The sequence below is a fragment of the Oribacterium asaccharolyticum ACB7 genome (genome assembly GCF_000238075.1).
In the GTDB taxonomy this organism is placed as follows: domain Bacteria; phylum Bacillota; class Clostridia; order Lachnospirales; family Lachnospiraceae; genus Oribacterium; species Oribacterium asaccharolyticum.
Genome location: NZ_JH414505.1, coordinates 376,423 through 391,407 on the forward strand (window position 1 = coordinate 376,423; position 14,985 = coordinate 391,407).

Consider the following 14,985-nt stretch of genomic DNA (forward strand, 5'->3'; position numbering starts at 1 on the left):
ATCAGAATCCCATGGAATCCACATTCCTCCAATTCTTCTTTTCTCTTAGTGTCTGAAATGCCGAATATGAGTCATCACCAAAGCAATCCCGTACTGATCGCAGAGTGCAATCACTTCCGGATCCTTCACGGAGCCTCCTGGCTGGATTGCCGCACGGATGCCGTGTTTCTGCAAAAGCTCCACCGTATCGGCAAAGAAGAAGCCGTCGGAGGCAAGAACCGCCCCGGAGTGTTTGCCTTCTCCATGGGAAAGGGCATCCTCCACTGCCCAGGTGCGTCGTACCTGGCCCTGACCGATTCCGAGAGTCGCGCCGTCTTTCACCAGTACCGCACCATTGGAAGCAACCATTTTTACCGCCTTAAATCCAAAAAGCAAATCCCGCATTTCCTCTTCTGTGGGCTTCCGCGCACTGACCACTTCCATTTCTTCCGAAAGATCCGCATTGTCATAATCCTGTACCAGAATGCCTCCCAGCACTTCTTTCACTGTCTTCTTTGGAAGGGAGAAGGTGGACAAGTTCGGCATCACAATCACCCGAAGATTTTTCTTTTCTTCCAAAATGGCAAGGGCCTCTTCCTCATAAGCCGGTGCAATCACAATTTCCATAAAGAAGGAATGTAAGACTTCTGCAATATGCTTGGTCACCGGTCGATTCAAGGCGAAAATTCCTCCGAAGAGAGAAGTTGCATCACAGGCATAGGCCTTATCGAAGGCTTCATCAATCGTTTCCCCGATTCCTATTCCGGCAGGATTGTTATGCTTGGTGCCCACCACTGCCGGCTCGGAAAATTCCTTTACAAAGCGAACCGCATTATACATATCCGTATAATTATTGTAGGACAGCTCCTTTCCGTGAAGCTGCTTCCACTCTGCCGGATTCTCCTCGTATACCTTCTCGTAAAATGCGGCATTCTGGTGGGGATTCTCCCCATATCTTAGGCTTGTGCCCAAGCGATAGCTCATGCTCAGGTACTCCGGAGCGGATACAGAAAGCCGATTATTAAAGTACTCTGCAATCAAAGCATCATAATAGGCGGTATAACGGAAGGCCTTTGCCGCCATTTGCTCCCGATAAGAGAGGTCATTTTTTCCCTCCCGAAGGCGAAGAAGCACCTCTTCATAATCTCCTGCATCGGTCACCACAAGAACATCCCGAAAGTTCTTTGCCGCGGCGCGAATCATGGAAGGTCCGCCGATATCGATATTTTCCACCTGCTCTTCCTCACTTACCCCTTCCCTCTTAAGTACCTTTTCAAAGGGATAAAGATTGTTTACCACAAGGTCAATGGAGTCGATTCCCAGTTCTTCCACGGTTTTTTGATGCAATGCGCTTTCTCTTCGATACAGGATTCCGGCATGGATGCGGGGATGCAGCGTCTTCACCCTCCCATCCAAAATTTCCGGAAAACCGGTCAGTTCGGAAACCTCTTTCACTTCCACTTCTTTTTTCAATAATTGATAGGTTCCCCCCGTGGAAATCAGCTGAAAGCCCAGATCCTTTAAGCCTTTACAAAATTCCACAATGCCACTCTTGTCAAACACACTGATTAATGCAGTTTTCATACTTTTTCCTCCCGAATAAAGGCACGTTCTCCCTGCCAAAACACCCGATCTTCCAAACACGCTCTCACAGCAGACGGTAGAATGCGATGCTCCACTTCCAAGACCTTTCCGGCAATCTCTTCCGGACCCTCTGCTTCCAAAACGGGAACCACCTCCTGTAGTAGGATTGCCCCGCCGTCCACTACCTCACTGACAAAATGCACCGTCGCACCGGTCCATTTCACTCCGGCGCGATACACCGCCTCATGCACCCGCATCCCGTAAAACCCGGGGCCGGAGAAGGCAGGAATCAGAGAAGGATGAATATTTACAATATGCCGGGGAAAATGGCGGATTAGCTCCGGAGATAGAATCTTTAAAAAGCCGGCGAGCACAATCCACTCCACTTCTCTCTTTTTCAACTCTTCCAAAAGCGCGCTGTCATAGTCCCCTTTCGGAAGCACCATAGTCTCTATCCCCTTCCTCTTCGCTCTTTCCAGTCCATAGGCATCCCCCCGACTGGAAACCACAAGGCGGATTATGCCGCTCTTTTCATGCACCGAATCGATAAGGGACTGTAGATCCGTTCCTCCTCCCGAAATAAATACTGCTATTTTCTTCATTTTGCTCCCTTAAAATACTGTACTCCGCTGTAAAACAGATTCTGGGGATTCGGAATTCGACGATTCCGATACAGTCCCTCGCCATAGCGTTCGCTGTGTCCCATTTTCCCGAGGATCAAGCCGTCTTCCGAAACCATGCCCTCGATACCGTACAAAGAGCCGTTCGGGTTGAACTTTCCGTTCAGACTTGCATTTCCGTCAAAGTCCGCATACTGGAACGCCGCAAGATGCTTCCACTTCTCAATGGATTTTCCTACAAGCTTCCCTTCGCCATGAGAAAAGACCACGTCATGCATCTCTCCTATACGGAAATGCCGTGTCCACGCACTGTTCGTATTGGACACCCTGGTAAAGGCGGTAGTGGATACATGGTGCATGCAATCATTATGGTACAGCGTTAAATCCTCCTCACTGAGATCCCGAATCTCTCCATAGGGAAGTAAGCCGGATTTTAAGAGGGCCTGGAAGCCGTTACAGATTCCAAGAATGAGGCGCTTTTTCTTTAAATGGCTATGAACCGCCTCTTTCACCTTCTCATTTCTCAGGAAATTCACAATAAACTTGGCAGAGCCGTCCGGCTCATCTCCGCTGGAAAAGCCGCCCACAAGCATCAGGATATGAGCGCTATCCAGCTTCTCCACAAACTCTTCCATGCTTTCCTTTAAATCCTGCTCTCTTTTATTCCGGATAATGACCGTCTCCACCTCTGCTCCCTCCTTTTGGAAGGCGCGGGCGCTGTCATACTCGCAATTCGTTCCCGGAAAGACAGGAATCAGGACTTTCACCTGCTCCACCTTTTCCGGAGAGAAAAACTCTCTTTCCGTCTCTTTGGACAGGTTCTCACAATTTCCCTTCTCCAAATTCACATACTCCGGATAAAGCTTTTCAAAGGTGCCGGTATAGGCTCTCCGCAAAGTCTTCTTATCCAATGGCTCACCATTCGCAAGAATGTCCTCTTCCACCGTTCCGATCTTACGGAAAGGCAGGTCGGAAGCACTCGCCTCAATAACCATGGAGCCCGGCTGAAAGTCTGCAAGGTCTTCCATCGTGACGTGAAAACCTAAATCATTTCCTACTGCCATCTTGTAAAGGGCGGAAAAGGCGGAACCTTCCTCTAAAACATAGACGGAGCAGACCTTCTTTTCTGTAATGTAGCGGTGCAGGAGATCATACTGCGCTACCGTCTCCGCTATATTCGGAAAGCCTCTCTCGTCCTTAACGAGCGGCAAGAAATAAAGGGTGTTTCCGCAGTTTTTCAGCTCCGGTGTAAGCACCTCTTCTATTTTCACCGTACTGCAAGCAAAGGAAATCAAAGTTTCTACCACATGGAGATCATTAAAGGTACCGGACATACTGTCCTTTCCCCCGATAGCGGAGATTCCCAAGGCTCTCTCGGCGTGCAATGCGCCCAGTAACGCTTCCGTCGCCATGCCCCACTTCTTGCTATCTGTTCCCAGCTTCTCGAAGTACTCCTGACAGGAAAGATAGAGGGTCTTTCTGTCTCCTCCTACCGCATAGACCTTTGCCACGGAGAGAAGAACCGAATAAAGCGCGGATAAAAAGGGAGAATAGTGGGAAATCTTCGGAATAAAGCCGTAAGTTAAAACGGTCGCCACATCACTATCAAATCCAAGAGTGGGAAGCGCCTGTACGGAAGCCTGCACCGGCGTTAATTCTTCCTTTCCCGTAAAGGGCATCAGCACCGTTGTTGCCCCGATACTGCTGTCAAAGTTCGTAGCAAGCCCCTTCTGAGACGCCACATTTTTCTCTGAAAGTTCTTTTACAGCGTCGTCTTTATGAAAGCCATGATGGAGGAATGGATTCTCCTCAGGGTGATCTATTAAAACAGCCTCTCTATGCTGCCGTACCCCGGAGGTCTCCAGGAAAGAGGCCTTTAAATCCACCACCTTTTCCTTTCCCATAAACATTTCCAGTCGATTTCGATCGGTTACCGTCGCCACATGGGCATATTCGATATTTTCCTCTTCACAGGCTTTTACGAAAGAAGTGTAGTCCTTTTCCGAAACCACCACCGCCATTCTTTCCTGGGATTCACTAATGGCAATTTCCGTGGCATTTAAGCCCTGATACTTGAGAAGCACCTTGTCCAGATGAATCTCCATTCCGGGACTGATTTCTCCAATAGCAACGGCAACCCCGCCGGCACCGAAATCATTACATTTTTTAATCAGGCGGGAGACTTCCGGACGACGGAAAAGTCTTTGTATCTTCCGCTCTTCCGGCGCATTTCCCTTCTGTACCTGGGAAGCCATGGTGTGAAGAGAGGCACTGGTATGCACCACACTGGAGCCGGATGCACCCTGGATGCCGTCCCGACCGGTTCGACCGCCGATTAAAACCACAATATCCCCCGGCGCGGGAAGCTCTCTTCGCACATTTTCAACCGGACTTGCCCCCACTACCGCGCCCACCTCCATGTGCTTTGCCACATAGGAATCATCGTACAATTCCCGGACGAAACTCGTGGCCAGGCCGATTTGATTTCCGTAAGAGGAATAGCCCTGCATGGCTTTCTTCGAAATCTCCGCCTGAGGAAGCTTATTGGAAAGGGTCTTTTCCCGCCCTTCCAGCACATTTCCCGCTCCGCTGATCCGCATCGCCTGATAAACGAAGCTCCGTCCGGATAAGGGGTCTCGAATCGCTCCGCCGATACAGGTACTGGCTCCCCCGAAGGGCTCAATTTCCGTCGGATGATTGTGGGTTTCATTTTTAAACTGAATGAGCCACTGCTCTTCCTTCCCATCATGCTCTACGGTCGTAAAGAAGGAACAGGCATTGTTCTCGGAACTGACTTCCACGGTCTGATCCTTTAGAATGAGCCGATGATACTTTCCCACAATGGTCGCCATATCCATAAGAGTAATCGGTTTCTCCGTCCCCAGTTCCTTTCGAAGGCTCAGGTATTCCTGCATGGCCTCTTCCATTTCCTTCTGAAAATGCTTAGACTCCACGGAAATCTTATCCAGCTCCGTCTCAAAGGTAGTATGCCGACAGTGGTCACTCCAGTAGCAATCCAATACGTAAAGCTCCGTTTCGCTTGGGTCTCTTTCTTCTACCCTGAAAAATTCCTGAATAAAGAGAAGGTCTTCCATCAAAAGGGAAAGATTCATCTCTGTCTTTAAAGCAGCAAGTTCTTCTCTTCCGAGCCTACGGAAACCGCTCATATCCCGCATTTCTTTTCTCTCTGCATCCGGCGAGAAAGAAAGAAGGGACATGTCCTTCTCTTGGGACTCAATGGGATTCACCAGATATTTAGAAATCTTCTCCAATTCCGAGGGATTAAGAACCCGGTCAAAAACAAGCAAGGTTCCGGAGCGCACAAATGCCTTACTTTCCGCATCCAGGAGTCGAATACACTGCATCGCACTGTCTGCCCGCTGGTCAAATTGTGCCGGCAAGGTTTCATAAGCAAAATAAAAGCCTTCCTGAAGCGGCAGCTCTTCGAAAACTTCGTTCACCATTACCTCGGAAAACACGGACTGCTCCGCCCGTTTCAATACTTCTTCTTCAATAGAATACACGTCATAAATCTGATAAATGGCTGCGCTTTTCACAGGGATAGAAAGGCTGCGGAACAATTCCTCTACCAGTTTTTCCTCTTCCTGCCGGTACTGCTCTCTCTTTCGCACAAAAATACGTTTATCCATAGTCCACCTTTTCCCACATATTAATTACCGGAAATCCTCCGGCGTCTATTCAATTGTCACTTCTTCGGTGCCTACCGAATGTTCACTTTTCCTGCGGCTACTAAATGCTCACTTCTACGGCGGCTACTGAATGGTCACTTCTCCCTTTCCCCGAACAACTTCTCCGATTCGCCTTGCCTCCGGGAGCATGGATAAAACTTTCTTCTCGTCCTCTTTCCTTACAAAAAGGGTAAAGCCTACCCCCATATTGAAGGTGCCAAACATTTCCTCCCGACTTAATTCTCCCCACTCCTGCAATTTGCTGAAAATAGGAAGACGGGGCAAAGCGCTTTCGTCGATTAGCACCGAAAGTCCTTCCGGTAAAACCCGGGGCAGATTCTCCGGGAATCCTCCTCCGGTAATGTGGGCCATGGCGTGTACATCTACCGTATTGAGCACCGGAAGCACTTCCCGAACATAGATGCGAGTCGGTTCCAATAAAATATCTGCCAGGCTTTTTCCGGAAATCTGCTCCTTTTCCAAATCCAAGTGCATCTTGTCAAAAATGATTTTCCGAACCAGAGAAAAACCGTTGCTGTGGATTCCGGAAGAGGGAAGTGCCAGGATAAGATCCCCTTCCTTCACTTTCTGCTTGCCGTCAATAATCTTCTCCCGGTCAACAATCCCCACAGCAAATCCGGCAAGGTCATAGTCCTCCTCCCGATACACCCCAGGCATCTCCGCGGTCTCTCCTCCGATTAACGCCGCTCCTGCTCTTTTACAACCTTCCGCAACCCCTTCCACAATCCCTGCCATCTTCTCTGCGTGGAGTTTTCCGCAGGCAATATAATCTAAGAAAAATAAGGGTTTTGCTCCCTGACAGAGAATGTCGTTCACGCACATTGCCACACAGTCAATGCCGATGGTCTTGTGTCTATCCAGCTTCTGCGCCAGTACCACTTTTGTTCCCACACCGTCTGTACCGGATACCAGAACAGGATGGGAAAGCTTCTCCTCTTCCAAGGAAAACAGACCTGAAAAGCCCCCCAAATCCGATAAAACACCGGGAGTATAGGTCTCTTTGATAAACTTCTTAATCAGTCCCACCTCTTTATAACCCTGCTCTTTGTCGACTCCCGCCTCCTTATAGCTTAGTGCCATACCGCCTCCTCTTGGAAAATATCCACTCCTGTAAAATATTTTTCATAATAGCCCTTGTTACCGCAGCAATCTTCCAGTCCCTCCAGACTCAGATAATAGAGGCTGTCACAGCCGATATAGTCCCGAACCTCTTCTACCGTCTTGTTGTAGCCAATCAGCTGCTCGTTTTTCGGAATATCAATCGCATAGATATCGTTGGAAACCACCTTGGGGCTGGCAACCCGGATATGGACTTCCTTTGCCCCGGCATCCTTTAAAATCTTAATGATTCTCTTCATGGTCGTCCCCCGGACGATGGAATCATCTACCAGAATCACCCGTTTATCCTGCAGGTTTTCTTTAATCGCATTTAACTTGATATTGACACTGCTGACTCTTTCTTCCTGTGTGGGTTTTATGAAGGTTCTTTGAATGTATCGATTCTTCAAAATTCCGTCCACGAAGGGAATGCCTGATGCCTTCGCATAGCCTTTCGCGGCAATCAAACCGGAATCGGGAGAGCCGATGACGATATCCGCCTCTGTGGGGCACTCCTCATAGAGCCGCTCTCCCGTCTTATAGCGCGCCTGATAAACGCTCACCCCGTCGATAATGGAATCATGGCGTGCAATATAAATCATCTCAAAGAGGCAGAGATGGTGGGGCTTCTTAGAAAAATGATGAACGGAATAATCCCCATTTTCTACAAGAACTATTGTTCCCGGTTCTACATCCTGTAGAAACTCCCCATTCATCGCATCCAAGGCACAGCTTTCGGAAACGGCAATAAAGGTATCCTGTAACTTCCCGAAACACATCGGTTTTATGCCGTAAGGATCTCTGGCAATCAGCATTTTCCCCTCATCAATGTAAATGAGATTATAGGTTCCCTTTAAGCTTTCCATATAGTCCTGAAAGCTCTCTAAGGGGCCGTTTATCTTATTCACAAGCTCGCAGAAATTAAAATTTCGATTTAAGATGGTGCCGTCCAGGGCAATCATGGAGTTGCCATGGTCTGTCTGGTAAACGAAGGGCATCATCGGCTCATATTTGGTATTGTGGGAAAAAAGATATTTCACAAAACCGATACCGGCCGATCCGCAGATATCCTCGATAATCTGTTGGTTTAGTACTTCTGAAAGCATGCCCTTCCGCTTTAATTCACAGACTCTTTGCCCCTCCATGGTAGTGATGCCGAACCCCTCCTGTCCCCTATGCTGCAATGCATAGAGTCCCACCTCCAGAAGGTCGGTAATATCGTTCTTTTTATCAAAAGAAAAAATGCCGCACAGTCCGCTCACATCGCACCTCCTAGAGAGAGATCCGCTCATTCATCTCCTGAACGGACTGCTTCATTTTTTCCTTGTATTGTCTAAGCTTCTCTTTTAAATCCGGATTGGACAACGCCAGCATCTCTATAGCAAGAATGGCTGCATTTTCCGCCCCATTGATGGCAACGGTGGCAACCGGAACGCCTTTCGGCATCTGTACCGTACTAAGTAACGCATCCATACCGTCCAGGCAGGAGGACTGCACAGGTACCCCGATTACCGGTTTGATAGATAGTCCGGCCAGTACGCCGGCAAGGTGTGCCGCCTTTCCGGCAAAGGCAATGATAATATCAATCTTATTCTGCTCCATGCTCTCTACGTAATCCAAAACAAGATTCAAAGAACGATGGGCTGAAATCACACGGCAGTCATATTCCACGGAAAAATCCTTCAAAACAGCGGCAGACTTTTTTACAATTTCCTCATCGGAAATACTTCCCATAATCAAAGCAACTTTCATACTTCTCCTTTCAAAAGGGATTAGCGAACACAATTACACGATCACTTTCATAAATAAGATATCTACAGATTCGCATACAGCACCGGTTCAGAGCGAGCTCCCCCGCGCCTTGCCGGCTAAACTCATCAGGAATAATACTCTTTAGAAACAAGAAAAGAACTGTAAAAAGAGGGCTAGGACAGTCCTTTGTACAGGCCTTCTCGGGAAGGACTCCCGATATTGACCTGTACAGGGGAAAACTGTTCCTTCATTTCCTCTTTTATACAGTTCCTTTATCTAAATACGAATATATCTTTAAGGGCTCTACATAGCTGTCTCCGTCAAAAACACGCATATTTCCGCCGGATAGTTCATCGATTAAAATCACTTCTCCATTATGCCGTCCGAATTCCAGCTTAATGTCGTAGAGCGTCAGCCCCTTCTTTGCCAGATCCTCTTTAATGATTCCGGTAATCTCTTTGGTCTTTTCTTTCAGCTCTTTGTATTCTTCCTTCGTAAGAATCCCGAGCATATCCAAAGCATCCTCAGAAATCGGCGGGTCGTTTCTTTGATCATCCTTTAAGGTGACTTCTACGAAAGTCCCGGGAAGCACGGTTTTGTCCTGAATGTATGCCCCGTACCTGCGGATGAAAGAGCCTGTTGCAATAAAGCGGGCAATCACTTCCAGCCCCTTTCCAAAGACCTCACAGGGCAGCACGGTCATGGTATTTTCCGCTACGTTTGCATCCACATAATGTGTCTTCACGCCGTTCTTTCTTAAGAGCTCAAAAAAGTACTTACTGCACTTTAAATCCTCTTTTCCAACCCCCTCGATGGTCAGGGCAACGGCATTTGCCCCCGGATCAAAAACGCCGTTCTCTCCGGTGACATCGTCTTTAAACTTTAAAACCAGATTCCCGTCTTCCAGTTTAAAAACATCTTTCGTTTTTCCGGTGTAAATCTTCTGCATAAATTCCTCCTTAAACTCACTGAAATGGTTCTCCAGAAATAAATGAAGCCTCGGAAGCAGGCTTCAAGTGAAACCTGCCTCCGGGGCTTTTATCCCTAAGGTGTCATACTGCCGTGCAGTATGTGTATCGCTCGGACCAGCTTGACCGGAACCCTAGATACACTTTCTCTCGTGATTTATTCGTGGGAATTAGTTCGAATTACGCCACCATCAAACATCATGTCCAGCTTTTTGTCAAGGGGTTTTCTGAAAACTTTGCCTACATTATTTTTCTTTGGATTTTTTAGCAGCATCTAAATATGCGATCATCCTATTAGTTAAGTCCTGAGCTTCACTATCGCTTAATTCATTTTCAGATAAGTATTTGTGAAGATGAGTAAATTCTTGTTTTAAATATATTTCTTCATTTAATTTTTTATTTAATTTTTTATTTAATTTTTTATTTATATTCTTAAAATCATGAGTTTGAGTCAAATCCGCTAATATATTTTTAGAATTGTGTTGTTTCATATCAATTGTTACAGCAACATATAAAAAATAGCTCCAAACAATTAACTTATCTTCATCTTCGACTGTAGGATAAAGTTCAGAAAATCTATATGGTATCTTTTCTAGCTCCTTTTCCATTTGTATATCCAACAAAAGTTTATTCTCCAAACCAATACAAGTATGAACATCATAAAAGTTAATGAGACTTTTGATGAATTTTTTTCTGTAATAACCCCGTCAATTTGCTCTATTTCAGCTTCATTAATACGATTTTTAATTATATAATACATAAAAAAATGAATGGACATACAATGTAATAAATTATATCGACAAACTTTATCTATTTTTTCCTCTGGAAACCATCCTTGTATTACTAATTTAGTTAGGCCATTTAAAATATATCCAACACAAATATAAAAATTTCTTTCTACTATAGAATCGTAATAAGAGTCTTTTTTTTCCTCTGAGACATTAATTTTCATTTTATAAAATAATTCATCTCCATATATATTTAAATTATCAGTAATTAATTTCTGCCAATATTCAAAATCAAAATAGTATAGCTTTCGACTTTGCTCTGTTACATAGTTTCCCAATATTTTTGCTAGAAAATTGATTCTTTCCTGCAAAATATCATGCCTATGTTTTACGAATAAATTTATATATAAAACATTTCTAGAGAAAAAATCAAACCAATGATAAAAATTAACATTCAAGTTATTTTTCTTTAAAGTACGATACTTAGGCGGATTATATTTATCATGAGCGTATTCCCCAAAACTCTCTATAAATGTTTGTTTTGTGATTTCAGCATCTATTGAACACAAGGCAAAGTACCAAGAATCATAAACTTTATCAATTAAATCTATTGGTTGATTTATATATTCTTTCTTTTCTTCTTCTACTTTCTTCTCAATCCATTCTCTTGCTTTTCTATAAACATCATTCACAAACAATAATCCTCTTAATTTGCAAGATTGAGATTCACCTTGTAGTAAAGATAATGCCATACTCTCAGTATAGGAATTAATCTTATCAATTTTTTTATTATGGAGAAGAAATGTAAAAATTTTCCAAAAAATCATAGAACACTGTTCAAATTCCTTTGTTGTTTGTGATGATGCAATAGATTTCCAATGTTCTACAAACTGTCCAGCAATCTCTACACCTTTTTTTATTTCTTCTGTATCTTCTATGTTTTCTTTAACTTCTTTCTCTTCTTTAACCTTTGTATCTTCTATAATTTTAAATTCACTATTAATATACTCTTTAATATTGTCTTCAACATATTCTTTCCCTTTAAAAACTTCATATATCTCTTCTATAGAAACAACTATAAGAATCAAAGAAGATATAAATATAGAAAATAAAAAATTATATAACAAAAACACATAGCCTATGAGGCTAAGTACCAATAATATAAACTCTGCATAAATTATGTTTTTATGAGTTAAAGGACGTGGTTTTATCTCTAAAAAATAATAGCTAACCGAAACCCCCATATACTGATCTGACAAGACACCTGAAAGAATACCAATAATGCTGAGCATTAATGTGGCGATGGTAGCTTGTATTTGTATTAATGCTAAAGAAAATTCGCTAATGTTCTCCATTTTAATGAGTATAGGCAGTTTGAACCTAATCCCGATGTCAAATATTACACCTAAGATAGGAATAGCTACTATAGCAACAATAAGGGGCCGAAGATATTTTATATTATTTTTCTTGCAATTCATGGATAATCCTCCTTGATTTTTTTCTTTACCATTCGCTATATTCTTTATTTAGTATTCCTCACTCAGCAAAAAATCCGCCATATGAACAATCTTAACCCCATTAACATTTCCCCCTGCCAAGTCATCCAGAGTCACTATGTACTTGGGGTAATGGTCCTTAAGTTCCAAAAGATTGGCCAGTTCTCGATCCGAATCCTCCGGCAAGTTGCGACAAACCTGCACATACATTTGCTCATCTCGACGAACTGCTACAAAGTCTATCTCCTTTGTCTCTTTTTTTCCTATATAGACATCATATCCTCTTCTTCTAAGCTCAAAATATACTAAGTTTTCCAACATGGAAGCAATAGACTTAGGATTGAAGCCCATAATAGAGTATTTGAGAGAAGGATCTGCCAGATAAAACTTTTCCTGTGTTTTTAGCACAGACTTTCCCTGTAAGTCATATCTTGGACAACGGTAGATCACGAAGGCTTTTTCCAAATAGCTTAAGTAGTTATATATAGATTCAATGGATAAGGAGCGCCCTTCACTTTTTAAAAACTTTGCGATGGCGTTGGCGGAAAAGGTTTTCCCCACATTTTCCACCACAAATTTGACAACACGATGAAACAAATCCAGGTTTTGAATATTGTATCTTCTTGTAATATCACTATTAACCACGGAGTTATATATGCCTTCAACAATCTGATATGCAGAACTTTCGTCAAAGTTGCTTCGAGCAACAATCGGAAAACCGCCCATGCGAATATACTCTAATAAAAGATCTTTTTTAGAATGGGAGTCTCCCTGCTTAAAACGCAAATATTCAGAAAAAGACAGGGTGTATACAGGAATCATAATATAACGTCCTGTTAAATAGCTGGAAATTTCGCCGGACATCAGTTTTGAATTTGAGCCGGTAACATAAATATCTGTATTCTCCTCCTCCAAAAGGCTGTTTATAGCCTTTTCCCATCCGCTCACTTCCTGCACCTCATCCAGCAGAAGATAATAACGTTCATTATCTTTCATCTGCATTTTGATTCCTAGGTACATTTCCTTACTGCTCATATTCTCTTCCAGTGCTTCCGAAGTATAGCGAAAGCTAAGGATATGATCTGTCGAAATTCCACTTTCCAGAAGCTCTTCCTTTAGCATTTCTAAGATGGTGGATTTCCCACAACGCCGAATTCCTGCCAAAATCTTTACCAAGGGAGTATCTCGATATTTGCCCAGCTCCTGTAAATATTGAGGGCGTTCAATTCTATTTTGTTTTTCCATACTATCCTTAACTCCTTTGTTTACTTTATTTACCCATACTTTTTCTAAACTATTCCTATGCAATTCTTTCAACTTGGGTTTTTCTATCATTTTCCTTTATTCTATCATTTCGTATTATATCACAGGCACATGGAAAAACTTCCATAAATTATAGATTATTTACTTATCTATACGGAAAAACTTTCTAATTACTAAAAGTTTATCTCCGAATAGCAAAAAGAGACAGCCTAAACTGTCTCTTTTCCATATACTTCGCTATCACTATTACATCATACTTTCTAGCATTTTCCCCATATCCATAGATAGATTTTTTATTTTCTATCATGGTTCATAGGATTCTTTAGATACTTTTTCTTGCCTCAAACACGCATCCAAAGTACAGAGCCCTTACAGTACAGACTCCAACTTCTGGGGATGAATCCCGTGCTTCTCTGCATATCCGGTAAGAATCAGTGCCAATGCACCATCTCCGGTTACGTTACAAGCGGTTCCGAAGGAATCCTGCAATGCGAAGATGGTCAGCATCAAAGCGGTTCCGGTCTCATCAAAGCCAAGCACACCGGTGATCAGTCCCAAGGAAGCCATAACGGTTCCACCGGGAACGCCGGGAGCGCCGATTGCGAATACGCCCAGTAAGAGGCAGAAAAGAATCATCTTCTCTACGGAAGGGAACTCATTGTAGAGCATCTTAGATACCGCCATAACGAAGAAGGTCTCTGTCATAACGGATCCGCAAAGGTGGATGTTGGCAAAAAGAGGAATTCCGAAGTCCACCATATCCTCACGGATGGTTGGCTCAGACTTTCTTGCACACTCTAAAGCTACGGAAAGGGTTGCTGCAGAAGACATGGTTCCTACCGCTGTCATATATGCAGGACCATAGTGCTTTATAATGTTCATGGGGTTCTTCTTGGAATACGCTCCTGCAACGGAGTAAAGAAGAGTCAGCCAAATGTAGTGTCCAATCATTACGATAATGATGATGATTAAGAAGATTGGTAACTGCTTGGTAATGGTTCCTTCGTAAGCCAGAGTACAAAAGGTAGTACCGATTAAAATAGGTAATACCGGAATAACGAACTTGGTTACGATGGATAAAACGATACTCTGGAACTCTTCCAATGCCTGGGTGATAATCTTGGAATTATTCCAAGCTGCTGCCAAACCTAACAATACAGAAAGGAAGAGAGCAGACATTACCGGCATAATCTGAGGAATAGACAACTGGAATACTACCTCAGGAAGCTCCTTTAAACCATCCACATCAGGGTTGATGTTTAAGTGTGGTAAGATGGTGTATCCGGAAAATGTGGCAAAAAATGCCGCTCCAATAGAGGATACATAAGCAAGGAATAAAGCTACCATCAGCATACGGGAAGCATTGTTTCCCAGTCTTGTGATGGAGGGAGCAATAAATCCAATGATAATCAGTGGTACACAGAAGCTGATAAACTGTGCCGCAATATACTTTACGGTTACCACAATGTTTAAGATGGCATGAGATACGGCATTCTCCATTCCGCTTAAAGCCAAGCCCATACCGATGCCCACAGCCAATGCCACCAAAAGCTTAAAGGGCAGACTATGAATAAATCCTTGTTTTTCCATACTTTTTCTCCTTCTTGTAAAAAAGTAGTCGTAAAATGTCAAGCTTAGATATGATAGAATTTCATACATGATATAGATACGACTTCCTACAAAAGAGGCTGATGCCTCCATTTTCTCTATCGTTACATTCTGAAAGCATCCCTTATTCCCGAATGAAAAAGTGTTATTCCCTCTACCTTGCTTCATCACTCTACAAA

Annotated in this window: 11 protein-coding genes; all 11 read right to left on the reverse strand. The window is 43.6% G+C overall.

Going from position 1 to position 14,985, the window contains the following annotated elements; all coding sequences use genetic code 11:
- Positions 1–45: 45 nt before the first annotated feature.
- The 11 genes from purH to HMPREF9624_RS06650 all read right to left on the reverse strand — a co-directional run bounded on the left by purH (position 46) and on the right by HMPREF9624_RS06650 (position 14,788).
- A complete protein-coding gene (gene purH / locus HMPREF9624_RS06600; RefSeq protein WP_009537083.1) occupies positions 46–1,563 on the reverse strand; it encodes a bifunctional phosphoribosylaminoimidazolecarboxamide formyltransferase/IMP cyclohydrolase in 1,518 nt (505 codons plus the stop codon).
- Entirely contained in the window at positions 1,560–2,165 is a 606-nt protein-coding gene (gene purN / locus HMPREF9624_RS06605) for a phosphoribosylglycinamide formyltransferase (RefSeq protein ID WP_009537084.1), read from the reverse strand. The genes purH and purN overlap by 4 nt, the downstream gene beginning before the upstream one ends.
- Complete coding sequence (locus tag HMPREF9624_RS06610; protein WP_009537085.1) at positions 2,162–5,833, reverse strand: phosphoribosylformylglycinamidine synthase; 3,672 nt, start codon at positions 5,831–5,833, stop codon at positions 2,162–2,164. The genes purN and HMPREF9624_RS06610 overlap by 4 nt, the downstream gene beginning before the upstream one ends.
- A 123-nt stretch (positions 5,834–5,956) precedes the next feature.
- On the reverse strand, positions 5,957–6,973 hold the full coding sequence (purM, locus tag HMPREF9624_RS06615; protein WP_009537086.1) for a phosphoribosylformylglycinamidine cyclo-ligase: 1,017 nt from the start codon (positions 6,971–6,973) through the stop codon (positions 5,957–5,959).
- Positions 6,964–8,253: an amidophosphoribosyltransferase gene (locus HMPREF9624_RS06620; RefSeq protein ID WP_036594897.1), complete on the reverse strand. Its 1,290-nt coding sequence runs from the start codon at positions 8,251–8,253 to the stop codon at positions 6,964–6,966. The genes purM and HMPREF9624_RS06620 overlap by 10 nt, the downstream gene beginning before the upstream one ends.
- Before the next feature lie 10 nt (positions 8,254–8,263).
- On the reverse strand, positions 8,264–8,743 hold the full coding sequence (purE, locus tag HMPREF9624_RS06625; RefSeq protein WP_009537088.1) for a 5-(carboxyamino)imidazole ribonucleotide mutase: 480 nt from the start codon (positions 8,741–8,743) through the stop codon (positions 8,264–8,266).
- Between the two features lie 259 nt (positions 8,744–9,002).
- On the reverse strand, positions 9,003–9,692 hold the full coding sequence (locus tag HMPREF9624_RS06630; protein ID WP_009537089.1) for a phosphoribosylaminoimidazolesuccinocarboxamide synthase: 690 nt from the start codon (positions 9,690–9,692) through the stop codon (positions 9,003–9,005).
- Positions 9,693–9,956: 264 nt separating this feature from the next.
- A complete protein-coding gene (locus HMPREF9624_RS06635) occupies positions 9,957–10,319 on the reverse strand; it encodes a hypothetical protein (protein ID WP_009537090.1) in 363 nt (120 codons plus the stop codon).
- Positions 10,304–11,917 carry a hypothetical protein gene (locus HMPREF9624_RS06640; protein WP_009537091.1) on the reverse strand — a complete coding sequence of 538 codons (1,614 nt, stop codon included), beginning with the start codon at positions 11,915–11,917 and terminating at the stop codon, positions 10,304–10,306. Before HMPREF9624_RS06640 ends, HMPREF9624_RS06635 begins: the two co-directional genes overlap by 16 nt.
- 48 nt (positions 11,918–11,965) lie before the next feature.
- Entirely contained in the window at positions 11,966–13,180 is a 1,215-nt protein-coding gene (locus HMPREF9624_RS06645) for an ATP-binding protein (RefSeq protein WP_009537092.1), read from the reverse strand.
- Between the two features lie 387 nt (positions 13,181–13,567).
- Entirely contained in the window at positions 13,568–14,788 is a 1,221-nt protein-coding gene (locus tag HMPREF9624_RS06650) for a dicarboxylate/amino acid:cation symporter (protein WP_009537093.1), read from the reverse strand.
- Positions 14,789–14,985: the final 197 nt, after the last annotated feature.

What these genes read in the sequence shown, in the direction of transcription:
- purH (WP_009537083.1), bottom strand. Translation starts at nt 1,563, where the DNA reads ATGAAAACTGCATTAATCAGTGTGTTTGACAAGAGTGGCATTGTGGAA.
- purN (WP_009537084.1), bottom strand. Translation starts at nt 2,165, where the DNA reads ATGAAGAAAATAGCAGTATTTATTTCGGGAGGAGGAACGGATCTACAG.
- HMPREF9624_RS06610 (WP_009537085.1), bottom strand. Translation starts at nt 5,833, where the DNA reads ATGGATAAACGTATTTTTGTGCGAAAGAGAGAGCAGTACCGGCAGGAA.
- purM (WP_009537086.1), bottom strand. Translation starts at nt 6,973, where the DNA reads ATGGCACTAAGCTATAAGGAGGCGGGAGTCGACAAAGAGCAGGGTTAT.
- purE (WP_009537088.1), bottom strand. Translation starts at nt 8,743, where the DNA reads ATGAAAGTTGCTTTGATTATGGGAAGTATTTCCGATGAGGAAATTGTA.
- HMPREF9624_RS06630 (WP_009537089.1), bottom strand. Translation starts at nt 9,692, where the DNA reads ATGCAGAAGATTTACACCGGAAAAACGAAAGATGTTTTTAAACTGGAA.
- HMPREF9624_RS06635 (WP_009537090.1), bottom strand. Translation starts at nt 10,319, where the DNA reads ATGGAAAAGGAGCTAGAAAAGATACCATATAGATTTTCTGAACTTTAT.
- HMPREF9624_RS06640 (WP_009537091.1), bottom strand. Translation starts at nt 11,917, where the DNA reads ATGAATTGCAAGAAAAATAATATAAAATATCTTCGGCCCCTTATTGTT.
- HMPREF9624_RS06645 (WP_009537092.1), bottom strand. Translation starts at nt 13,180, where the DNA reads ATGGAAAAACAAAATAGAATTGAACGCCCTCAATATTTACAGGAGCTG.
- HMPREF9624_RS06650 (WP_009537093.1), bottom strand. Translation starts at nt 14,788, where the DNA reads ATGGAAAAACAAGGATTTATTCATAGTCTGCCCTTTAAGCTTTTGGTG.